Origin of the sequence: Microcystis sp. BLCC-F209 (assembly GCF_041928595.1) — a bacterium.
Lineage (GTDB): Bacteria > Cyanobacteriota > Cyanobacteriia > Cyanobacteriales > Microcystaceae > Microcystis.
On the sequence record NZ_JBHFLL010000184.1, the window covers coordinates 1 to 21,405 of the forward strand.

Below are 21,405 nucleotides of genomic sequence, written 5' to 3' on the forward strand. Positions count from 1 at the left end.
CTAGGTTCTGTGTGATCAGTTTAACTTACAATATGATCGATCAATCTTTGTGTCCTTTGTGTCTTTGTGGTTCGTTCCACTCACTCGCCAGCAGGACTGTATCCTAGAATACATTTTACCCACCAAACCTGGGAGAGCCAATTCTGATAGCAACGGTGATAATTGCACCGATAGCGGCACTCATGGCACCGATAAGGATAGGGACAATCAGACCTCGAAAACCCTGTAGGTCAGAAATAGCCTTAACTAGAGTGTATTGCTCATTTTCTACTTTTTCTAGTCTTTTATCCATCCCTTCGACTTTCTCAGTTAGTTTAGCTTGTCCTACCTTTAAATCATTTACATCTCTTTGCAAGGTGTCCATTTTCTGATTGACATCTTTTTGCAAGGTGTCCATTTTCTGATTGACTTCCTTGATGCTGTCTTTAATTTCCTTAAGGACCGATTCTAGGGAATAAGTTACAGTTTCGTTAGACATTTTGCTATACATCTATACAGTTTGGGTTTTTGAGCGGTCATTTATTATGATCATAAAGCTCGTAGCCTTGCCTAGGAGCCACTTCTAGGGATTGGGGAAAAAACCAAAAAGTTTAGCAGCACCTCCCAAGACAGCAACCACCAAAGCTATCAGAATCCCCCGGTTGGTGAACTCCTGATAACCAACCCGTGCCGTTAATCCCTCGATTTTCTCGTCTAATACTTTAATATCTCCTTTTAACTCTCCCTTTAACCCCTCGATTTTCTCGTCTAATACTTTAATATCGCCTTTTAACTCGGCCTTGAGTTCGGCCTGTCCGATTTCTACTTTGGTTAGCCGGTCCTCTACCTTGTCAAATCTCTCATCTACCTTGTCAAATCTCTCATCCATCCGTTTTTCAAGGGAGTCGATTTTACTCTCAATTCTGGTTAGGACCGATTCTAGGGAATAGGTGACAGTTTCGTTAGACATTTGCTAGACTCCTAAAGTTATCAATAGTTTTCGGGGTGTGAGACTGGAGAATTTTAGGGATTGGCGCTCAAAGATTGGCTATTATCCCAGCAACTACCTAACGCTAGAAAAGGGATAATGTGACTGCGATAATTAAACCGGAGACTAATAGGACAAAACCGCTAACCAAAGACCAAAAAGGGGGATAAACCCGAATATTTCCGCCAGAGTGAGTTATTTGACTCCATTCGAGACGAGGAGATAAATCGCGACGAAACCAACCGAGAATCTGTACTGATGTATTATTTATTGCTGCCATGGGGGGGTTAGTAGTCCTGATTTTATGCCAAAAACCGAAACGATAGTTAGGAGCGAGGGGAATTATGCCGGTGCTATCTTTCAGAAAAAAATTCTTTCCCTGAGCAATTAACTCACCGTGGAGTCGGACGGGGATAGATGGGAGGGGATGACTGTAAGGATTATCGGTTAAAGAAAAAATATCGCTGAAACTAGCATTTTTGAGAGGAGGATAACTGGCTAATCGATTGATAATTATACCCAAACCCCCAGCGACTAAAATTAGCCCCAATGCAGCCCAAGAGCTAAATTTCAGACCAAGAAAACCAGCGATGACAACCCCAATAATAAAGCCTAGTCCCCAGGCATAATATAAACATAGTCGCAGCAAAAAGTTTTGATGGAGTTTCTTGCGATCTAATTCTATTTCTTGGCGTAATATTTCCTCCAGACTAAATTCTATATCTAGATCCATCTGTCGGGCATAGTTAGCTAAAGCGCCAATCCTTTTACCAGTCAGGGGATGATTAGATTGCCACTCTAACCATTTTGCCCAAGGATTATATATATCCCAGAGAAAACTCTGTCCGATCCGGCGAGACTCCAATGCGATACCATAAACGTTACCGGCAATGATCCCATCCTGCTCCTGGGCAATATTTAATACATTTATACTTAATGACAGGGGACTGGACTGGGCAGTTTCTTGGACTAAACCAAAGGCAATTTTTACTAAAGCGCGGGCCAAAGCATTGGGATTACCGGTAACTTGGGCAGCAAAATGATCGGCGAAGTATTCCCTAGTACGAGACAGATAAAGACTGCAAAAAACAAGAATTTGCCTAAAAATAGTGATAATTGATGAGAGAAGGCCTAGAAAAACTGTGTCTTTAAAACTATTACCTTGATTTTGAGCAAAAGAATCGATATAACAGCTTAAATGGTCGAAACTAGCACAGATAGTCATCAGGGCAAAGTCTCCCTGCCAAATATGCCCTAATTCATGAGCATATACCGTCGCTAGTTCCTCATCGTCGAGATAGGTAAATAAACCTCTGCCAACTACTAAGCGAGCATTACCCCGTCGAGAGCCATAGGTAAAAGCGAGGGGCTGTCCATCTTCGATAATGCCTAGTTTTGGCGGTTCTAACCCTTTTTCTCGGCATATACGCCCGATTACTGCCGCCGATTCTGGGCTATCCCGTTTAATTTCCGCTAAGGACACCCAACGCACTCGATACAGACGTTCTTGTGTCCAATCAATTAGATTCGGGGCGATAAAAAGGATGAGTCCGCCTAAGAAACTCGTCAAGAGCAAGGCAATAATTACACCCGTCTCCCCAGGGATGGGGAGCAAACGGATAATTGCAAAAAAAAGACTCGACACCATAGCATAAAAAGCCGTGATTGTCAATAGTTTAGCAAAAATAAGTCTATTGGCGGGGATAACCCGGCATAACCGCACGCTTACCTGTGCTGCTCGTCCTGCCTTGGGCAGCGATCGAGATTTGACCCCATTAATGGCAATACCGGGGGTTTTTTGTTCAGCACTAAAGATTGTCAGTAATCCTTTGGCCCACTGACTAACTTCCTGATCAAGATGATTTTCTAATTCCAAGGCTAATGCGATCGCTTGTTGCCGTTGATTATTGCCGCGATAGGCCCGAGCAAGAGCCATTTTAGCCTGAATATATAAGGGAGAATAAAAATTAGCCGATTGTTGACAATATTCTTCCAGTAATTCCACCGCTCTTGCGTAATCCTTTAGCTGCAGACATTTTAATCCTTCTTCCAGTGACATAGATATACCTTAGCTGTTTATCTATCTTTAGAGATACCCAGAATTGTAGGAAAGATTAAAGGAGTTGGGGAAGTGGGGGTGTAGGGTGTGGGGGATTTTTCAGTGAGCAGTAAACAGTAAACAGTAAACAGTAATCAGTGAACTTAAAACTCTGGGTTCGACGGTAGTGACCATGATGGAAATTACTTGACTACATAGCTATATAGGATTTTAAACATAAATAGGTAAGCCAATGATAAATATTAAGTTTTATCAATATTTTGGGCAGTAGTGAGGGAGGGAATCGGACAAGTTGGCGAGCCGATTAGGGAAATAGGGAGTAGAATAGAAAGGTTGTGAGTCTATAACTATCGTTAAAATACTATGGCTTGTCCCAAGAAGAAAACCTCAAATGCCAAGCGCGACCAACGGAGAGCGCACTGGAGAAAACAAGCGGCTCGGGAAGCGCAAAAAGCCTTATCTTTGGGTAAATCTGTCCTTTCTGGTCGTTCTAACAGCTTTGTCTATCCCACTAAAGAGGAAGAAGAAGGGGAAGACGAGGAATAACTTGATAGTGGGGAGTGAGGTTGAGAAAACCTTTTCGCTCCCTAATATTTTAAGATTTGTTTAGGGTTTTCGTTGTGAGTCTCAACTAATGTTAGGCAAATTCTTTAAAAAACCAGAATCTCCCGATCAAGACCGAGTTCCCCCGGGCCAATATCTCGCTAGTGGTTTTCCTGTGCTTACCTACGGGGATACTCCCCAAATCAAGACCGAGGAATGGTTATTTAAGGTTTGGGGAAAGGTGGCCACGACTAAAATTTTTAACTGGTCGGATTTTATGACCCTACCGCAGTCGGAATTTACTAAGGATTTTCACTGTGTCACCCGTTGGTCAAAATTAGATGTGACTTGGACGGGAGTTAAGGTATCGGATTTGATGACCTTAATTGACCTGCTGCTGGAAGCTACCCACGTCATGCAACACTGTTACGGGGGTTATACCACCAACCTCACCCTAGAGGAATTCCTGCACGAGGATAATTTTTTCGCTTTTCAACTGTTTGGTCAACCTTTACCTCCCGACCACGGGGGGCCGCTGCGTTTAGTTGTTCCCCATCTCTACGCGTGGAAAAGTTCTAAATGGATTAATGGTCTAGAATTTCTCGATCGAGAGCAATCGGGTTTCTGGGAACGTAATGGCTACCATCGACGAGGTGATCCCTGGTTAGAGGAACGTTATGGCGGTTTTTAACCAGTTTTGGCTTAAAATCGGGTGAGATTAGCAATCAAGTCTGGTAATTACTAGCATTAAAACAAGCAAAAGTCAAGGGGGAAGCAACAAATTTTTACTCGATCGCAACTGGTTAATTATAATTGCCGAATTGCCTGATCACAATATTGAACATATCCTGCTAACCCCAATGCTTGATATAATTCCCGCGCTTGAAGATATGCTTCTTTCGCTTCCGATATACGATCGAGTTTATAGTAGGTAAGTCCCAGATTAAACAGAGTCTTTGGTTCTCCTATGATATACCCCATTTCCTGAAAGATTTCTAGGGACTTTTGATAAAATTTGATCGCTTTTTGGTATTCTCCTAGGGAATCGTAAACATTCCCCAAACCTAGATAGGAATAAGCTTCTCCTGTTATATCAGAGATTTCCCGTTTGATCGCTAAAGACTGTTGATGAAACTCGATCGCTTTTTGGTATTCTCCTAGGGAATTGTAAATATTGCCCAAATTATTGTAACAATACGCTACTCCCCTTATATCATCAATTTCCTGAAAGATTGCTAAGGACTGTTGATAAAACTCGATCGCTTTTTGGTATTCTCCTCGGAAACGGTAAGCATTGCCTAAATTATTGTAAGAATCTGCTTCTCCCCAGCGATCTCCGATTTTCTGAAAGATTGCTAAGGACTGTTGATAAAACTCGATCGCTTTTTGGTATTCTCCTAGGAAATAGTAAATACCTGCTAATGAGTCGAGACTCGCAACTAAATCAAGTTCTAGATTTAACTCTTTTTGTAAATCGATCGCCTTTTGATAATACTCGATCGCAAGCTGTTGTTCCTGACGATAATCTGACAATGGCAGATTTAATAAACGATTTTTATAAATTTTAGCTAAACTGGCATATAAACTCGCTAGTCTTGGCTCTTTTTTGCCTTTATTTACCTCGATTTGCTCGATTAGTTCTAACAAGTCTTCCTTAGAGATTGAAGGAATATCTTTATCTATAGTAATTTCGTCAAAAGATTGTAAAATTGGTAAAAATTCCTGACAAGGTAAAAAGTTACTTGGAGGAGAAATAAAGCGAAAAACTCCTTTTCTCCAACTCCAAAAATCGGGGGACTTTTTGCGTAAATTTACCTCCACTGTGCTTGTTACCCAAAGAACAATGGAATAGGGAAATTCTCGCAATCCTTCCCTTGTCCATTGCAGATAACCAAAAAATTTATCTAGTTCCGATTTTTCCCGTTGCCATTCGGTCGCAACGCGCTCGCTACGCGAGATCGAGTGTAATTTTTCCACTCCTGTGGTTGTGATCACGGCGTTTTTGCTTTGTAATAACTCTGGTTTTCTGGAGACTAAACTAGCAATTGCTGCTCTTAAACTCGGTTCTTTTTGATCTAAATCAATCCGATAACAAGGGATTACTGGTTCTAATTCTTGGCTATAGCGATCGATGATTTCTTCTCGCAATTTTTCCTGATCACACACACAAATCAATATATTTAATCTCTCTTGATTTGCCTCTAGAGACACGATTAAACCTTCGTATTCTCTCTCATTTTGGTCAATAATTGAAGATGTTTCATTATTCATAATAAGTGGATAGCTGTTAAAAACTGTCAGATACCCCCATTAGGTAGGGTTGATTCATGAATCAACCCTACGGATCAAGGGGTGATCCGCACCCCCCTTATCAGGGGGGGATTAAGGGGGGATCCATCTTCAATTTAATTATAACTACTTACTTATCCCATTCAAATTGTTCCTCTTTTTTTCATTAACTCAACCACAATCGGATGCACGTTATACCAGAGATCGCCATTGCGGTATTCCAAAATATATAAACCATGCAACAGATCTAGAAAATTTTGATCCTTGAGATCCTTCGGTTTTGACTTTTCATAAACAGTTTTAATAATTTCCTCATCTGCTGTACCGATACTTTCAGCAAAATCGAGACTAAGTTCTGTGATTGATTGTTCTAGAACAGCTTGATCAATTTTTAGGGTATTATCATCAGGATAACGACGAACCGATCGCAAACAAACCCGACAGCAATCATTAGTAATGCGAATTAATTCTCGTAACACTCCCCCACTATAAAGACAAATTTTTTCGAGGGTGTCAGGATCGATTAAAGCGGAATCGATGCGCTTAGTGATAATCTCGGTTAAAGTGGCAATAATTTGCGGATCGGGTATAGCATTAGGTGAATTAATTTCTCCCTGTTTAAAGAGTTTATATACAGGCATTTGTACAATCTGATCATTAGTTTCTGTTTGGAGAGTTGCCTTTAAAGCTACTTCTCTTAAAGCGGCGATCGGAATAGTCATAATAATCCGAAAACCGGGCAACATAATCGCTTTAATATGGGATTGAAAAATATCCCTTACCTGTGCTAAGTCAATTTTATCAATGTCATCAACAATTACTAAGATTTTTTTCTGACTTTGGGACTCGATCGCACTAGCTATAATGTTAATTTGGGCAACTAGATCGGTAATTCTCCGCTCATATTTTTGTTTAATTTCCTGACGAATAGTCGAATTAATCTTGAGAATTCCTTTAATGTGAGCTAGTAAAGCAGAAAAGTTAAAACCCGTTTCGACAGTGGCATCTGCTTGATTAGTTTCGGTGCGAATTTGTTCAGCAAACCATTGATAAAAGCTTTTTTTAATAGAATCTTTAATAGTTAAATTTTGGGCTTCCGCTTCTGACATCATCTGAACGGCGATCGAGAATAAAATATTAACATGATTTACGTCTGACATTTCGATCATGTCTGAGATCGAGAAGAAAACAACAAAATAGCGATCATCTAACTTTCTTTTAAATTCGTAGAGTAGGGTTGACTTACCACAACCTCTATGTCCTGCTAGAATAATTTTTCCGTCTTCCGAAGGACTATCTTCTACCAATTGTTCTAATTCGTCGATAATTTCTGTGCCGTATTTAACAGCAAAACGCTGTAATTCTTTATCCGATCGCAGGGGTAAAAGTTCCAAATTGCGATAGGCTTCTCGAAAGGGTTCCAGTAAAGGACTAACCATAAGTAATTAGGGTTTGCGGCAAAAAGTTTTTCGTGGGGGTAGGGTGTGGGGTGTGGAAATTATGAATTATGAATTATGAATTGGGTAGTTGGCTCTTCTAGGTTCTGTGTGATAAGTTTAACTTATATAGGATCGATCAATCTTTGTGTCCTTTGTGTCTTTGTGGTTCCTTCCACTCGCTCGCTAGGAAGAATGTATTTTAGAATACATTTTGCCCACCAAACCTAAGAGAGCCAAAAAACTAACTGATAACTGATAACTGATAACTGATAACTGTTATTTTTCTGCTGCCCAACTGTCGGGAGTGTAGGTTTTTAATGCCAAAGCATGGATGGCTTCGGTAGCCAGTGCCGATTGTAAAGCGCCATAAACCATTTGATGCTGTTTAACGCGGGTTTTGCCAGCAAATTCGCCAGAAATAACCACCGCTTCCAAATGATCACCACCTCCCGTTAAATCCCGAACCATCACCTGTGCATCGGGGATTTGTTCTTGAATCATCGCTTCTACTTGGCGAAAGTCAACCATCTTAACTCCTCAAAACAATTAAAGATACTCTGATCCCATTGTTACCGAAAGCTCGTCAATGGGGACAAAATTTACTGCTGTGGGGGGGAGTTGTTAGGAGTTGCGGAGGTGGGAGTCGGTGCGGAGATGGGTGTGCTGACAAATCCCATCTCGTAGAGTTGTTGATAGCTTTTTTGTCCTAATTCACTGGTGGGGTTTTGGGATTGAATCACCTGAATTAACAAAGGAACCGCCAATTCTGGCTGATTTTGCGCTCTATGGACCAAAGCAAGCTTATAGGTGGCTTCATCCCGCATTTGTCCCGTGTTTAAAGCACTTTGACGCTGAGAATCGAATACTTTCGGGTCAATTCCTGAGAAACTATTAGCTAATTGCAGATGATAGTTAGATAGTTGGTTAAAAATCCGACGCGCTTGATTGAGTTTCTCCACAGCGACACTGTATTTAGCGGCATTAATAGCGGCGTTCGCTTCTTCCACTAAACGTTGTCCCCCCTGAAGACTCAACAGACTATCAGCTTGATTTAATGGTTTTAATTCGTTAGGATCACTGGCGGGATTGTTAGAGTCGGGGGTTTGTGCTTGTCCGTCAGGTGCGATCGCAATCACTAAACCGATTACCAGAGTGAGCAGATAAATTAAACTATAAGGCTGTTTTCGCTTAACCATAAAATTTCTCGACTTAATGTTCCAGATGGGAACGGCTATTTTTTTTAACATCGGCAACTGGCCTATAGTAGCTTTTTTGGGGCAGTTTCGATCCGACCCCAGCTTTCTAGACGTTAGCTCTAGCGGTTTTGTCGCCATGGCAAGCGCTGATTTTTCCCGAAAAATCAGTACAAGTCCCCAAAAAGTTAATTTATCCCCCCGATTAATTGTTTAAATACCGATAATTCACCCCTTGGCAAGCTGCCCAGATAGAATAAAGAAAAAGTAGGAGTTTATTTAAAATGTCTTTATCACTGATTACCCGTAAGTTTACGGTGGAAGAATACGAAAAAATGGCAACCCAGGGAATAATCAAACCCGATGAAAAAGTGGAATTAATTCGAGGAGAAATTATCAAAATGTCACCGATGGGAACTCGTCATGCTGCCTGTATAGCTAGATTAACACAGTTATTTTATCGAAAATTTGGCGATCTTATTCTCTTAGGAGTGCAAAATCCGATTAGATTAAATAATAACTCTCAACCAGAACCAGATTTAAGTTTACTAATACCTCGATCGGATTTTTATGTTGATGCCTATCCTGGTCCCCAAGATATCTATTTAATTATTGAAGTTTCTGATTCTACCCTCGATTATGATCGCTATACTAAAATCCCTCTTTATGCGGAAGCAAATATTCAAGAAGTTTGGATTATCAATCTCAAGGAAGAATGTTTAGAAGTTTATCGTCATCCGCTGCAGGGTAGTTATCAAGCTATGCAGAAATATTATCGAGGTGAAAGTATTTTTATTGAATTCTTTTCAGAAATAGAGTTAACTTTAATTGAAATACTCGGTAATATTTGTTAAATTAAATTCTAGAGCGTTTCTTATACTATTTTCTTTATTTCTGAGTAGGTAGGCGTTAAAAATTATCAGACACCACCCTTATCAAGGGGGGCAGGGGGGATCGAACCTAAAATCCATTTTTAATTTAATTATATTATAACCAGCTACTTGGCAGGCATCCTACTATTAGCTTTCTAAGAGATGGCGGTACTTTTCTCCGAGATTTTCCGTTGCTTTGGTTAATTTTCCCTTTTCGTCTAGGATGGGTAGTTTCATGATTTCCGATGAAGCTTTAATTAAAAGCAGTACCTCCCGAAACTTGGCTGCATCTTCCTCTAGATGGGGATTAAAAGTAGCTCGTGACTCCAGTTCATTTAAACTCTGAATAGCTCTACTATTCAGACTATTAACGAGGTATTGTAACTCCTTAATTCTGCGCTGAACTTGTCCTAAAAAACTCTTACTTTTATCTAACTGAGCTATTTTATTATCCACTTCCTTGGCGTATTCGATAGCTTTAGTTAGGGCTTTTTTCCCTTCTCCTCCTAAGACAAAACCACCAATCATTAAAGCAGGTCCGACGGTAATACCTCCTAAAACCACTGTTCCCAAAGCCATACCACCACCACCGGCAGCTAAAGAACCACCTCCTAACCATGCTAAGGTAGCATTCCAAGCGGCTACCCCACTAAGTCCACTAATTGCTGTTCCTGTACTAGCAGTACCGAAAAGACCAATTAATCCTAGGGTTGTCTGACTGGCTGCCGAAGCGACTCTCACTGCTTTTAAACCCCCCACAGCCAAACTTTGCGCGTCTAACACTTCTGCTTTATATTCCTTGAATTGTTCGGCAGAAAATCCCTCAAACCCTTCTAAGAAGCGTTGATGGGATGGGGAGGAATTTTGACCAAGTCTTTGACCTATTCTTTGATCAATTCTGCTAATAAACTTAATAAATCTGCCGATGGTGTTGATTTTGACATTAATTTGCAGTTGACCGTATTCTTCCGCGAATTTTTGGGTAGCTTGAAACTTTTTTTCTAGGGATTTGTTGGCTTTTTTGTATCTTTGTTCGGCACTTTTGCCAATTTTTTGCGCCTTTTGTAGCTTGGATACACCATCAGCACCAGCACTAACTCCCACACCAGCAGTAACTAAGGCCGCCGCACCAAGAATAATCGGGATAATAAAGATCATGACCGAAAAGCTCCTAGTTTATTCAGTTTTGTAAAATTCTACCAACATAGTTAAAAAAAAATCAAGGATTGTATCGGTAGAATTACGGCCCTCTTATTCTTTGTGTGATTAGTTTAACTTATATAGAAGCGATCAATCTTTGTGTCCTTTGTGTCTTTGTGGTTCGTTCCACGCACTCGCCAGCAAGACTGTATTTTAGAATAGATTTTACCCACCGAACCCAAGAGAGCCGAATCACTGAATAGCTGATAGCTGGTAGCTGAGGATTTATAACTTGCGTTCGTAACTTAACAAGGTATTTTTTAATAACATTGCCACCGTCATCGGACCGACACCCCCGGGAACAGGAGTAAGATAACTAGCCACTTCTAAAACCCCAGCATAGTCCACATCTCCCACCAAACGGTCAGCGACGCGATTAATCCCCACATCCACCACCACCGCACCAGGTTTTACCATATCCGGGGTGATTAAATTGGCTTTACCGACCGCAGGTACTAAAATATCGGCACTTCTGGTTATTTCTGCCAGATTTTCTGTGCGCGAGTGAGCAATAGTTACCGTAGCGTTTTCCTCCAATAACATTAAAGCTAAAGGTTTCCCCACTAGAATACTGCGACCCAGTACCACCGCGTGCTTACCAGCTATGGGAATATTATATTCTTTCAGCAGTGCCATGACCCCCGCAGGAGTACAACTGCGGATACAGTCCTCACCCCGCACTAAACCGCCTAAATTGAGAGGATGTAAGCCATCAGCATCTTTTTTCGGGTCAATTTGGTAGAGAAGGGAAACCGCATCTAAATGCTTAGGTAAAGGTAATTGAATTAAAATCCCGTCCACCCGCTCATCTTGATTGAGACGGACAATTTCCGCTAAAATTTCTAGTTCACTTGTATCGGTGGGAAAATGACGACCAAAAGAGGCCATACCGATTTTAGTACAAGCTTTCTCCTTATTGCGGACATAAACGGCACTAGCGGGATTATCCCCCACCATCAACACCGCTAACCCCGGAGGTCTTCCCATTGGAGATTTTAGCGTCTGGATGCGCTCTCCTAGACCAAGTTGGATTTTTTGAGCTAAGGCTTTCCCGTCGAGAATTTGGCAAGTAGTTACGGACATTCTATGATAATACCGAGAACAAAAATCTTTCGGATCCATTCTATGGTCAAAAAGATTGGCTAATCGCACTCGTTAAGGTTAAAGCAAGAATGTCTATTCAGACTCGTGTAGGGCGCATCGGCAGTTTATTATTATTGCTAGGGTTATTCGGTTGTAGTACCCTTGCTGACCTCGGTATTGCCGTTCCCTACATCGGTGATCCTCCCCTAACAGCGATCGAGCAACTACAGGAAAAACCAAAAGGCGCTTTAGTTTATCTTAGGGGAACTGTCAGCAATTATGCCCCTTTTTTAGCGGGAGGGGCCTATCTTTTGCGGGATGGTTCCGGCAAGATTTGGATTCGCACCAATAGCAATAAATTACCCCGTCAAGGCGAAGAAATCGTCATTAAGGGCAAAATTGACTTTGAGGCTATTCCCCAGGGTTCCCAAACTATTAACGAAGTGTATGTGCTGGAATTAGAACAGATGGATGCAGTAGCGGTTAATTCGGTTCCCACTCCTTCCCCGTCCCCGGAAATTAAACCTTCCCCCACCTCAGAAGTTAAACCCCCAGAAAACAATTCTCCCCCAGTTTCAACTAAACCCCTCGAAAATCCCCGACAGGTGACAATTCCCAGCGCAGCTGAAACGAAACCCCCAGAAACTCCCGTCGTTACCCCCGTTAAACCCAATCCACCCGCGCAACCCGTCGCAGAAGCGATTACCCCCAAACCCCCCGCAGTGGTTAAACCCGTCCAAGATCCCCTTGATGCTTTCTTTTTGCCCCATAAACAAAGCGAGAAAAACAGTAATCAGTAATCAGTAATCAGTAGCGGGGCAAACAGATGGAGAGTAAAGTTTATGACAAAGCTTATAAGTTTGCCCTTAGGATTGTTAAAGGCTATAAATATTTGTGTGAGACTAAACAAGAATATATTTTGTCAAAACAGCTATTAAGGAGTGGCACTTCAATCGGGTCTAACATTGCCGAGGCTAATGGAGCCATTTCTCAAGCTGATTTTCGAGCTAAAATGTCAATAGCTTATAAGGAATGTCTAGAAACAAAGTATTGGCTGTCTCTATTGAAAGACACGAATTACATAGAGGAAAGAGCCTTTCAAAGTATCAATGATGACGCAGAGGAAATTGGTAAAATGCTTTGGGCTATTCTAAAAACCTGCCAAGAAAATACCAAAAACCGATAACTGATAACTGATAACTGATAACTGATAACTGATGATATTTGTTGCTTTGGCGATTTTGGAACAGGACGGTCGATTTTTAATGCAGTTGCGCGACGACATCCCGACGATTCTCTATCCGGGGGTGTGGGGTTTATTTGGTGGTCACTTAGAAGCGGGTGAAAGTCCAGAAATAGGGTTAAAACGAGAGTTAAAAGAAGAAATTAACTACGAAGCCCCTAGTTTACGCTATTTTCGCTCTTATAACGATGATAATCTCTCCCGTTATCTTTATCATGTACCCCTGACCGTGGAATTAGAAAAATTAGTGCAAACGGAAGGGCAAGATTTAGCTTTATTACCCCCAGATGCCATCCGTCAAGGGGAATACTATTCCCAGAAGATTAATCAGACTCGTCCTTTAGGAAAAATTCATCGCCAGATATTACTCGATTTTATAGAACTAGAATTATAGTGGATATTAGAGCCAGACAAGGAACTCCCTTATCTATACGGAAGTCGTAGTTAACACTGCTCCTCACCTCCCTCGAAGGCAAAATGCTCCCGCTTTTTGAATGGCTTTATTGAAACGTCAATCTTATTTTGGCCTTGTCTTTATGAACCAGTCGCGTCCCTCGTTCGTTTCCGTGCAGAAACTCCTATCTGGAGGTGCGATCGCTACCCTAGCAGTTAGTTCCCTGATGGTCCTCACCCCCGCAGCCAAAGGGGAAAAACCCTTAGAAGATAACCCGAAAGCAATCATCGACCAGGTTTGGCAAATTGTTAATAATGAATTTGTAGATCGTGGTTTTCATCAAATTGATTGGCAAAAAAAACGTCAAGAATTGTTAAGCAGAAATTATACTAATCCCCAACAAGCTTACACGGCAATCCGGGAAGCTTTAAAGGAATTGGGTGATAGTTATACCCGTTTTTTAACTCCTAGTGAATTTTCTGTCCTCACCAGTCAAACCTCCGGAGAATTATCGGGAATTGGCATACGTTTGTCCCTCGATCAGCGCACTAGCGATCTGATCGTTGTCGATACGGTGAAAAAATCCCCCGCCAAGGAAGCAGGAGTAAAAAGCGGCGATCGCCTGATCAGAATTAATGGCAAACCCACCGCTTTAATGACCCTAGAACAGGCAATGGAGGCACTACAGGGAGAAGTGGGTACTAGCGTTAGTTTACAGCTTGCCCGTCCCGATCGAGGCGTGTTTGAAGTGACTTTGACCCGGGTAGATATCGAAATCCCCTCGGTTAGCTATACCCTGAAACAGGAAGGTGGGGTGAAAGTTGGTTATATTAAACTAGATGAATTTAGTTCCCACGCAGCCGAACAAATGAAAGAGGCGATCGAGGAATTAAGTCAACAACAGATATCCGGCTATGTTCTCGATCTGCGGGGCAACCCCGGGGGTTTACTATTTGCTAGTGTCGATATCGCTCGCATGTGGATGAAACAGGGCAAAATCGTTAGCACCATCGATCGACGGGGCGGAGATCGTCAATTTAGTGCCAATAACACCGCTATTACCGATTTACCCCTCGTAGTTTTGGTTAATAAAGGTTCCGCCAGCGCCAGCGAAATCCTCGCCGGGGCCCTAAAAGAAAATGGCCGGGCGACTTTAGTGGGTACATCGACCTATGGCAAAAGTACCGTCCAATCGGTACACACCCTCTCCGACGGTTCTGGTTTAGCGGTGACAATTGCCCGTTATTATCCCCCCAACGGCGAAAATATCTATAAAAAAGGCATTAAACCCGATGTGCAGATTGAGTTAACCCGGGAACAACAGCTGCGCTTCCGCGATGATCCTTCTTTGCTGGGAACTAAGGATGATCCCCAGTACCAACAGGCGATCTCAGTCCTACAATCCCATAATGTTAAACGTCCAGGCACCGGCAATCTCAATAACCCTTTGAGTAGTCGGGCTGAATAATTGTCCTCAATAATGTCTAAGTAGGTGGGTGGAATTAAATATAAGATGAACGTAGGTTGGGTTGAAGCATGAAACCCAACGCCCGCATAGTTTACACTACCGCTAACCCATCCTACAAATAATTGTGCCTCCCTACTTAGGGTTTGCGGCAAAAAGTACGGGCGAAGCATTCGGATAGAAAATCTACGTTTCACCGATAGGTTATTGCCCGAATGCTTCGCCCCTACAGGACACGGGCCGATGAAGACGCAAGGTGTTGAAGCACGATTCTTTCAAAATCTTGCACCTGTTTCACGAGAAAAGCCACAAAACCCTTACCTTGCCTACATTTCACATTTATTCAGCAAACCCTACTTAATCCCAACCTTGGCGAGATTTTACAATTCCCGACGACCTTCTAAAGCTCTCGCTAAGGTTACTTCATCAGCGTATTCCAGATCGCCGCCCATGGGCAACCCGAAAGCGATACGGGTAACTTTAGTGAAGGGTTTCAGTAAACCCCCAATATACAAAGTCGTGGTTTCTCCCTCGACACTGGGACTGATAGCTAAGATAACTTCCTGAATTTTTTTCTGGCTGACTCTGGTGACTAAAGACTGTATATTTAATTGATCCGGTCCAATGCCATCCATAGGTGAGATAACACCGCCCAAAACGTGATATTTGCCCGAATATTCCCTAGTTTTCTCCAAAGCAATCACATCTCTGGAGTCAGCCACCACACAGATAGTCCCCGTTTCCCGGTTGGGATTGCGGCAAATTTCACAAATTGGTTCGGCCGAAAGGTGAAAACAAACCTGACATAATCCTACTTGTTTTTTCGCTGCTACGATCGCCTGGGCCAATTCGATCGCATCTTGTTCTGGTCGCTTGAGAATATACAGGGCCAGACGTTGAGCGCTTTTGGGTCCGACTCCGGGTAATTTTTGTAACTGCTCGATCAAACGAGCTAAAGGCGGTGTATAAATAGCAGTTAATCCTCTTATCAGTTATCAGTTATCAGTTATCAGTTATCAGTGGGTAAGTTATCAGTTATCAGATTTGAGTTTTCAAGTGAGCAGTGTTACATGGAAGTTTCCTGCTGTCTTTTCACTGTTTACTGCTCACTGGTCACTGATTAAGACCTTTTTGGTAAACGGACATCGATAACACTGGTGTTGAAATTATAATTATCTCCTTCTAACTCGATTAAAGTGCCAATTTTCACCTTTTGACCGCCAACAACCGCACCGGTATCGGTAACTTCCGCTTGACCACTGAGAGTCATGATCATATCTTGAGAATAGTTTTCCGTGCGGGGATCGGGTAGGACTTTCACACTACCATCCGGCTGCGGAACTAAGACATTTCTCGATAAAGGTTTAACATTTTTTATGTCCACTTGACCGGCCGGTTGATTACGAATAACAATATTAGTTTTCTTCTCGGTATTGAATTGATTAATCAAAGCGTTGGGATTAAGAACACTTAAACCCCGGACAATAACATCCACTTCTATGGGTTCTTTGGTGACTTGAGCGATCGTACTTTTACCACTCGTCCCCGGCACAACAAAAATACCGATAATTGTCAATAAAATTACTAAGGCCGCTCCGATATCAAGCAAGCTAAATTTACCGAATAAACGTCCTTTTGAGTCTAATAAATTCATAAGCGGTTCACTATAAAATTTTGGGGAGAAGGGAATGGGGAGTTGGGGGATAGGGGTGATGGGGAGAAGGAATTATGAATTATGAATTATGAAGTGGGAAGTGGGAAGTGGGAAGTGGGGAGAAAATACAAATAATCTCCTAACTCCTGTCTCCTGAATCCTGTCTCCTGAATCCTGCCTCCTAACGGCTAATAGATTCTATCACGATCGGAATCTTGGTCGCAGACAGGAAGTCTGACTTAAGATAGAAGATCGGAGTCTCACACGGAGCGATCGATAGACAATGGCGGGTAAAACTCAACTTAAGAAACAAGAAAAGCAATTATCTCCAGTGGATCTGACCCCTTCTGACGGTAACAACCTCGAAAAAGTTGCCCCCGTTAAACATTGGTCGATCGAAGATAGCGAAAATCTCTATCGCATCCAAGGCTGGGGAGAACCCTATTTCTCGATCAATGCCGCAGGAAATATTACCGTCTCGCCCCAGGGAGAAAGGGGCGGTTCTTTGGACTTATACGAGTTAGTTTCGGCGATTAAGCGGCGGAATATCGGTTTACCGCTGTTAATTCGGTTTAGTGATATTTTGGAAGACCGGATCGAGCGCCTGAATGCCTGTTTTAACCGAGCGATCGCCCGTTATAATTATCCCAATGTCTATCGCGGTGTCTATCCGATCAAGTGCAATCAACACCGTCACATCGTCGAGTCTTTAGTGCGTTTTGGCAAACCCTATCAATTTGGGTTGGAGGCTGGTTCAAAACCTGAGCTAATGATTGCTTTAGCGACCCTAGAACCTGCCTTAAACGGCAAAAATGACAAAACACAACCATTGCTAATTTGTAACGGCTATAAGGACAAAGAATACCTGGAAACTGCCCTATTGACCACTCGTCTCGGTCATCGGCCTTTGATTGTCATCGAACAATTGGAAGAATTATATTTAACCCTGCGCGTCAGTCGTCAGTTAGGAATTGCCCCACATTTGGGAGTGCGTGCGAAACTGGGGACAAAAGGGGTGGGCCGTTGGGGATGTTCCACGGGAGACCGGGCAAAATTCGGTTTAACCGTCCCGGAAATCCTAACGGTGGTGACGGAATTAGAACAAGCGGGGATGTTAGATTGTCTGCAACTGCTGCACTATCATATCGGGTCGCAAATCTCCGCTATCAGCGTTATTAAGGATGCCATTCGCGAAGCTAGTCAGATTTATGTGGAATTAGCGAAATTAGGGGCAAATATGACCTATCTTGATGTGGGGGGTGGTTTAGGGGTCGATTACGATGGCTCAAAAACTAACTTCTACGCCTCAAAAAACTACAATATGCAGAATTATGCTAATGATATCGTGGCTGAGGTCAAAGAAGCTTGTGAAGATGCCCAGATTTCACCCCCAATTCTCATCAGTGAAAGTGGCCGGGCGATCGCTTCTCATCAATCGGTGTTAGTCTTTGATATCTTGGGAAGTAGTGAGGTTCCCCAAAACCCTCCCGATCCCTGCAATGGGAAAGAACACCTCATCCTCCGTAATCTCTGGGAAACCTACACGGGTATCGATGAGCGCAATTATCAGGAAGCTTATCACGATGCGGGACAGTTCAAAGAGGAGGCGATTAGTCTGTTTAATTTCGGTTATCTCAGTCTCAAGGAACGAGCTAGAGCCGAACAATTGTACTGGGCTTGTTGTCACAAAATTCTGCAAGTGGCCCGACAACAGGATTATGTTCCCGATGACTTGGAAGACTTAGAGCAAATTATGGCCTCAATTTATTATGCCAATCTCTCGGTTTTTCAGTCAGTTCCCGATAGTTGGGCGATCGATCAACTATTTCCAATTATGCCGATCCATCGTCTTGATCGAGAACCTACTCAAAGAGGTATTCTCGCCGATTTAACCTGTGATAGTGACGGGAAAATTGCCCAGTTTATCGATTTGCGCGGGGACATAAAATCAGTTTTAGAATTGCATCCTTTGGAGTACAAAAACGGTAAACATTCTCCGGAACCCTATTATCTAGGAATGTTTCTGGTGGGTGCTTATCAAGAGATTATGGGCAATTTACATAATCTTTTTGGCGATACTAACGTGGTACATATTCAGATGAGTCCCAAGGGGTACGATATCGAGTATCTAGTCAAAGGAGATACGATCACGGAAGTATTAAGTTATGTGCAGTATTCTGCGGAAGATCTGTTAGAAAGAATTCGTCTTCGTTGTGAACAAGCTTTGCAGGAAAATCGCATGACTGTGGAAGAATCCCAATTACTACTACAGGATTATGAACGCAGTTTGCGGCGTTATACCTATCTAGTGGGTGGGGATTGATGATTGCTCTTGCCGATCGAGTAATCGATCGAGGATGATAGAAAATAGACAAAATAGACAAAATAAATAGGCAGTAAAGGAAAACAGTGGAAAAGGGAACGCTGGTAGAATTTCGAGTGCAAGGAGAAAGGCGCTTAGGGGTGATCGATCGCCCAGAAGGTAAAAAAGATTGGATCGTCATCGATCAGGGGGGAAACCCGCATAAACTGCGTCCCCAACGCTTCGATTACATTGTCAAAGGAGGTCCGTCCAACTATAGGGAGATCGGCAATTTTCTGCGAGAAGTCCAACCCTATCTAGATCCTAGTGGTTTAGAAGTGGCCTGGGAATTATTAGCCGGGGAAAATCAGTTAGTCACTCCCGAAACCATGGCCGAGATACTCTTTTCCGATCGTGGTCCGCAGTTTTGCTATGCAGCCCATTGTCTCTTGAGTGATGATAAGGTTTATTTTAAAAATAAAGGGGATGGTTACGAGGCCCGCTCGGAAAATCAGGTAGAGGAAATCAAACACCAGCTAGAGGTGGAACAACAGCGTCAACGGGAAAAAAGCCAATTTCTCCAACGTCTCCAACAGGCCCTGGCCGGTGAAACGGTAGAATGGTCAGAAAGCGATCGAATTCGTCTGGAATCTCTAGAAAAATTTATCCTCCAACCCGAACAAAAATATCCGGCAGCCATGGACATACTCTCGCTGCTAGGCCGTTCCCAAACCCCCGAGGCTGCTTTTGAATTGTTAGTCGATTTGAAATGGTGGAGTAGTCACGAAAACCTTTTCCTGCGACGCAGTTCCTACCCCGTTCAATTCTCGAAAAAGGTACTTGATGTGGCGCGTCTTAATTTACTCAATCCCCCTGCGGATGCGGATGTCAACAATCGTCTCGATTTAACCCACCAAAAAATTTATACCATCGACGATGAAAGTACCGAGGAAATCGATGACGGATTATCGGTAGAAATTCTTGCAGATGGTGGTCATCGTCTCTGGATTCATATTGCCGATCCTAGTCGTTTAGTGTGTCCCGATGATGAATTAGACCTAGAAGCGCGTCGTCGCAGTACCAGTCTCTATCTTCCCACGGGAATGGTTCCGATGTTTCCCCTAGAATTGGCCGCAGGTCCAATGAGTTTGGTACAGGGTAAACTTTGTCCTGCCTTGAGTTTTGGGGTAATCCTCGATGAAACGGGAGCGATCGCCGATTATCGGATCTATCCTAGTACAATTAAACCCACCTATCGCCTCACCTACGAAGATGTGGACGAAATGTTACATCTGGATCTGCAGCATGAACCGGAAGTAAGGATTCTCAACCGTTGGGCCAAACAACGCCACGCCTGGCGCAAATCTCAGGGATCGATTAACATCCAAATGCCAGAATCATCCATTAAGGTGAAGGATAACGACGAAATTATCGTAGAATTGCAGGAAGTTTCCCCATCTCGGCAATTAGTGGCGGAAATGATGATTTTAGCTGGAGAAATCGCCGGTCGCTACTGTCAGGAACACGAGATCCCCGTGCCTTTCCGCGGACAACCACAACCGGAATTACCCCCCGATGAGGAGTTAATTTTACTACCTGCGGGCCCTGTGCGTTCCTGTGCCTTGCGTCGCTGTATGCCGCGCAGTGAGATGACGACGATTCCTAACCGTCATGCTAGTCTGGGATTGAATACCTATTCCCAAGTAACTTCGCCAATTCGCCGTTATACTGACCTTTTGACCCATTTTCAACTAAAAGCCCATCTCCGGGGCGATCAACTGCCTTTTACCCGGGATAGAATGCAGGAAATTCTCTATAGTGTCGCTAGTTCGGCCCAAGAGGCCACCTCCGTGGAACGACAAACTAATCGTTATTGGAGTTTGGAATTTCTGCGACGACAGGGAGATCAAGTCTGGCAAGCTTTGGTGTTGCGCTGGCTGCGGGAAGAAGAAAATTTAGGCTTGATTTTATTGGAGGAATTGGGGTTAGAATTACCCCATCGTTTTGAGCGTTCGGTATCTTTAGGCGATCGCTTTCAAGTACAAGTTAGTCGCGCCGATCCCCACCGCGATGAGATCCGTTTTCGCGAGCTATCGGGTTTTGTCTCCTCCCAAGCAATTTAATCTCTCGGGGAGTCAGTATTCAGGAGTCGAGAGATAGGGTGATAGGGATTTACGGGGTTTAGGGAAATTTCAGCCAAATGCTCCACTACCCCACACCCTGCCACCACCGAAAAGCTTTTTGCCGCAAACCCTAAATAAGGTTCTTCGGTTTGTGTTATGCAATGGACGGAGGTTATAAGGGATGAAACTCTTATAGAGAAAGGCATTTGGCGATTTTTATCAATTGTTTTCGATCTAGAGCGAACTAATCAATTAAATCTCTTGCCAGATAAGAATTTAGTCGATTTATGCCACCCTATCGAACTATACTAAGTAACGAAGAACCATACTTGTCAATGTAAAGTTTTATTACAGGATTCAACGTTTCTGACCCTGATGTTCTCTATTCTCTGGTTACTCATCGGAAATTTTGGGTCTGAAACCCCGTCGTTCTAGGTTGGCTTTGCTGTTAAATATGAGCATCGTTTACGAAATATATGCTAAAATGTGAGGTATGGAAAAAGCCTATTCTTACCGATTTTACCCAACACCCGAACAAGAGTCGCTATTGCGGCGCACTTTGGGCTGTGTAAGATTGGT

21 protein-coding genes are annotated in these 21,405 nt (G+C 42.9%); 10 read left to right on the forward strand and 11 right to left on the reverse strand.

Annotation, left to right across the window (positions count from 1 at the left end; translation table 11 throughout):
- Nucleotides 1-115: 115 nt before the first annotated feature.
- The 3 genes from ACE1AQ_RS11595 to ACE1AQ_RS11605 form a co-directional block, all read right to left on the reverse strand.
- On the reverse strand, nucleotides 116-478 hold the full coding sequence (locus ACE1AQ_RS11595) for a shikimate dehydrogenase (RefSeq protein ID WP_106910065.1): 363 nt from the start codon (nucleotides 476-478) through the stop codon (nucleotides 116-118).
- 84 nt (nucleotides 479-562) lie between these two features.
- A complete protein-coding gene (locus ACE1AQ_RS11600; RefSeq protein ID WP_110543967.1) occupies nucleotides 563-949 on the reverse strand; it encodes a DUF4164 family protein in 387 nt (128 codons plus the stop codon).
- Nucleotides 950-1,052: 103 nt separating this feature from the next.
- Nucleotides 1,053-3,026, reverse strand: coding sequence for a M48 family metalloprotease (locus tag ACE1AQ_RS11605; RefSeq protein WP_106909869.1), 1,974 nt, complete (start codon nucleotides 3,024-3,026; stop codon nucleotides 1,053-1,055).
- A gap of 363 nt (nucleotides 3,027-3,389) precedes the next feature.
- Here ACE1AQ_RS11605 and rpmF point away from each other — a divergent pair, with 363 nt between their 5' ends.
- Complete coding sequence (gene rpmF / locus ACE1AQ_RS11610) at nucleotides 3,390-3,572, forward strand: 50S ribosomal protein L32 (protein ID WP_002742494.1); 183 nt, start codon at nucleotides 3,390-3,392, stop codon at nucleotides 3,570-3,572.
- A gap of 88 nt (nucleotides 3,573-3,660) precedes the next feature.
- Complete coding sequence (locus ACE1AQ_RS11615) at nucleotides 3,661-4,260, forward strand: sulfite oxidase-like oxidoreductase (protein ID WP_374808460.1); 600 nt, start codon at nucleotides 3,661-3,663, stop codon at nucleotides 4,258-4,260.
- 116 nt (nucleotides 4,261-4,376) lie between these two features.
- On the opposite strand, the gene ACE1AQ_RS11620 is transcribed toward ACE1AQ_RS11615, so the two are convergent.
- The 4 genes from ACE1AQ_RS11620 to ACE1AQ_RS11635 form a co-directional block, all read right to left on the reverse strand.
- A complete protein-coding gene (locus ACE1AQ_RS11620; RefSeq protein WP_110543965.1) occupies nucleotides 4,377-5,840 on the reverse strand; it encodes a tetratricopeptide repeat protein in 1,464 nt (487 codons plus the stop codon).
- Nucleotides 5,841-6,001: 161 nt separating this feature from the next.
- The gene (locus ACE1AQ_RS11625; protein ID WP_110543963.1) at nucleotides 6,002-7,297 is read right to left on the reverse strand and encodes a P-loop NTPase fold protein; all 1,296 of its coding nucleotides are present in this window, start codon (nucleotides 7,295-7,297) and stop codon (nucleotides 6,002-6,004) included.
- Nucleotides 7,298-7,573: 276 nt separating this feature from the next.
- The gene (locus ACE1AQ_RS11630) at nucleotides 7,574-7,825 is read right to left on the reverse strand and encodes a BolA family protein (protein WP_002755721.1); all 252 of its coding nucleotides are present in this window, start codon (nucleotides 7,823-7,825) and stop codon (nucleotides 7,574-7,576) included.
- A gap of 71 nt (nucleotides 7,826-7,896) precedes the next feature.
- Nucleotides 7,897-8,544 carry a hypothetical protein gene (locus ACE1AQ_RS11635; RefSeq protein WP_008200056.1) on the reverse strand — a complete coding sequence of 216 codons (648 nt, stop codon included), beginning with the start codon at nucleotides 8,542-8,544 and terminating at the stop codon, nucleotides 7,897-7,899.
- Nucleotides 8,545-8,774: 230 nt separating this feature from the next.
- Between ACE1AQ_RS11635 and ACE1AQ_RS11640 the strand changes: the two genes are divergently transcribed.
- Nucleotides 8,775-9,344 carry a Uma2 family endonuclease gene (locus ACE1AQ_RS11640; protein ID WP_110543961.1) on the forward strand — a complete coding sequence of 190 codons (570 nt, stop codon included), beginning with the start codon at nucleotides 8,775-8,777 and terminating at the stop codon, nucleotides 9,342-9,344.
- A gap of 165 nt (nucleotides 9,345-9,509) precedes the next feature.
- On the opposite strand, the gene ACE1AQ_RS11645 is transcribed toward ACE1AQ_RS11640, so the two are convergent.
- Both ACE1AQ_RS11645 and folD read right to left on the reverse strand, forming a co-directional pair.
- Entirely contained in the window at nucleotides 9,510-10,520 is a 1,011-nt protein-coding gene (locus ACE1AQ_RS11645) for a hypothetical protein (RefSeq protein ID WP_106909874.1), read from the reverse strand.
- A 267-nt stretch (nucleotides 10,521-10,787) separates the two neighbouring features.
- Nucleotides 10,788-11,645, reverse strand: a complete 858-nt coding sequence (gene folD / locus ACE1AQ_RS11650) for a bifunctional methylenetetrahydrofolate dehydrogenase/methenyltetrahydrofolate cyclohydrolase FolD (protein ID WP_002735754.1) — start codon at nucleotides 11,643-11,645, stop codon at nucleotides 10,788-10,790.
- Between the two features lie 89 nt (nucleotides 11,646-11,734).
- Here folD and ACE1AQ_RS11655 point away from each other — a divergent pair, with 89 nt between their 5' ends.
- The 4 genes from ACE1AQ_RS11655 to ctpB all read left to right on the forward strand — a co-directional run bounded on the left by ACE1AQ_RS11655 (nucleotide 11,735) and on the right by ctpB (nucleotide 14,750).
- The gene (locus tag ACE1AQ_RS11655) at nucleotides 11,735-12,445 is read left to right on the forward strand and encodes an OB-fold nucleic acid binding domain protein (RefSeq protein WP_106909875.1); all 711 of its coding nucleotides are present in this window, start codon (nucleotides 11,735-11,737) and stop codon (nucleotides 12,443-12,445) included.
- Nucleotides 12,446-12,471: 26 nt separating this feature from the next.
- A complete protein-coding gene (locus ACE1AQ_RS11660) occupies nucleotides 12,472-12,831 on the forward strand; it encodes a four helix bundle protein (RefSeq protein ID WP_008200066.1) in 360 nt (119 codons plus the stop codon).
- Between the two features lie 31 nt (nucleotides 12,832-12,862).
- The gene (locus tag ACE1AQ_RS11665) at nucleotides 12,863-13,282 is read left to right on the forward strand and encodes an NUDIX hydrolase (RefSeq protein ID WP_106909876.1); all 420 of its coding nucleotides are present in this window, start codon (nucleotides 12,863-12,865) and stop codon (nucleotides 13,280-13,282) included.
- Between the two features lie 142 nt (nucleotides 13,283-13,424).
- Nucleotides 13,425-14,750, forward strand: coding sequence for a carboxyl-terminal processing protease CtpB (gene ctpB / locus ACE1AQ_RS11670; RefSeq protein WP_371413471.1), 1,326 nt, complete (start codon nucleotides 13,425-13,427; stop codon nucleotides 14,748-14,750).
- 377 nt (nucleotides 14,751-15,127) lie between these two features.
- Here the strand turns inward: ctpB and recR are convergent, their stop codons facing one another.
- Nucleotides 15,128-15,718 carry a recombination mediator RecR gene (gene recR / locus ACE1AQ_RS11675; protein ID WP_043999193.1) on the reverse strand — a complete coding sequence of 197 codons (591 nt, stop codon included), beginning with the start codon at nucleotides 15,716-15,718 and terminating at the stop codon, nucleotides 15,128-15,130.
- 149 nt (nucleotides 15,719-15,867) lie between these two features.
- Nucleotides 15,868-16,401, reverse strand: a complete 534-nt coding sequence (locus tag ACE1AQ_RS11680) for a DUF4330 domain-containing protein (RefSeq protein ID WP_008200075.1) — start codon at nucleotides 16,399-16,401, stop codon at nucleotides 15,868-15,870.
- Between the two features lie 283 nt (nucleotides 16,402-16,684).
- Here ACE1AQ_RS11680 and speA point away from each other — a divergent pair, with 283 nt between their 5' ends.
- The 3 genes from speA to ACE1AQ_RS11695 form a co-directional block, all read left to right on the forward strand.
- Entirely contained in the window at nucleotides 16,685-18,724 is a 2,040-nt protein-coding gene (gene speA, locus ACE1AQ_RS11685; RefSeq protein ID WP_008200077.1) for a biosynthetic arginine decarboxylase, read from the forward strand.
- 86 nt (nucleotides 18,725-18,810) lie between these two features.
- Nucleotides 18,811-20,826 (forward strand): ribonuclease catalytic domain-containing protein, encoded by a 2,016-nt coding sequence (locus ACE1AQ_RS11690; RefSeq protein ID WP_110543956.1) that lies wholly within the window; start codon nucleotides 18,811-18,813, stop codon nucleotides 20,824-20,826.
- A gap of 493 nt (nucleotides 20,827-21,319) precedes the next feature.
- On the forward strand, nucleotides 21,320-21,405 hold an 86-nt coding region (locus ACE1AQ_RS11695), incomplete at its 3' end, for a helix-turn-helix domain-containing protein (RefSeq protein ID WP_287077617.1).

Coding starts and splice junctions, on each gene's coding strand:
- ACE1AQ_RS11630 (WP_002755721.1), bottom strand. CDS start 7,825: ATGGTTGACTTTCGCCAAGTAGAAGCGATGATTCAAGAACAAATCCCC.
- ACE1AQ_RS11620 (WP_110543965.1), bottom strand. CDS start 5,840: ATGAATAATGAAACATCTTCAATTATTGACCAAAATGAGAGAGAATAC.
- ACE1AQ_RS11660 (WP_008200066.1), top strand. CDS start 12,472: ATGGAGAGTAAAGTTTATGACAAAGCTTATAAGTTTGCCCTTAGGATT.
- ACE1AQ_RS11665 (WP_106909876.1), top strand. CDS start 12,863: ATGATATTTGTTGCTTTGGCGATTTTGGAACAGGACGGTCGATTTTTA.
- ACE1AQ_RS11655 (WP_106909875.1), top strand. CDS start 11,735: ATGTCTATTCAGACTCGTGTAGGGCGCATCGGCAGTTTATTATTATTG.
- ACE1AQ_RS11645 (WP_106909874.1), bottom strand. CDS start 10,520: ATGATCTTTATTATCCCGATTATTCTTGGTGCGGCGGCCTTAGTTACT.
- rpmF (WP_002742494.1), top strand. CDS start 3,390: ATGGCTTGTCCCAAGAAGAAAACCTCAAATGCCAAGCGCGACCAACGG.
- ACE1AQ_RS11680 (WP_008200075.1), bottom strand. CDS start 16,401: ATGAATTTATTAGACTCAAAAGGACGTTTATTCGGTAAATTTAGCTTG.
- ACE1AQ_RS11635 (WP_008200056.1), bottom strand. CDS start 8,544: ATGTTAAAAAAAATAGCCGTTCCCATCTGGAACATTAAGTCGAGAAAT.
- ACE1AQ_RS11600 (WP_110543967.1), bottom strand. CDS start 949: ATGTCTAACGAAACTGTCACCTATTCCCTAGAATCGGTCCTAACCAGA.
- ACE1AQ_RS11615 (WP_374808460.1), top strand. CDS start 3,661: ATGTTAGGCAAATTCTTTAAAAAACCAGAATCTCCCGATCAAGACCGA.
- ACE1AQ_RS11640 (WP_110543961.1), top strand. CDS start 8,775: ATGTCTTTATCACTGATTACCCGTAAGTTTACGGTGGAAGAATACGAA.
- ACE1AQ_RS11605 (WP_106909869.1), bottom strand. CDS start 3,026: ATGTCACTGGAAGAAGGATTAAAATGTCTGCAGCTAAAGGATTACGCA.
- folD (WP_002735754.1), bottom strand. CDS start 11,645: ATGTCCGTAACTACTTGCCAAATTCTCGACGGGAAAGCCTTAGCTCAA.
- speA (WP_008200077.1), top strand. CDS start 16,685: ATGGCGGGTAAAACTCAACTTAAGAAACAAGAAAAGCAATTATCTCCA.
- ctpB (WP_371413471.1), top strand. CDS start 13,425: ATGAACCAGTCGCGTCCCTCGTTCGTTTCCGTGCAGAAACTCCTATCT.
- ACE1AQ_RS11625 (WP_110543963.1), bottom strand. CDS start 7,297: ATGGTTAGTCCTTTACTGGAACCCTTTCGAGAAGCCTATCGCAATTTG.
- ACE1AQ_RS11595 (WP_106910065.1), bottom strand. CDS start 478: ATGTCTAACGAAACTGTAACTTATTCCCTAGAATCGGTCCTTAAGGAA.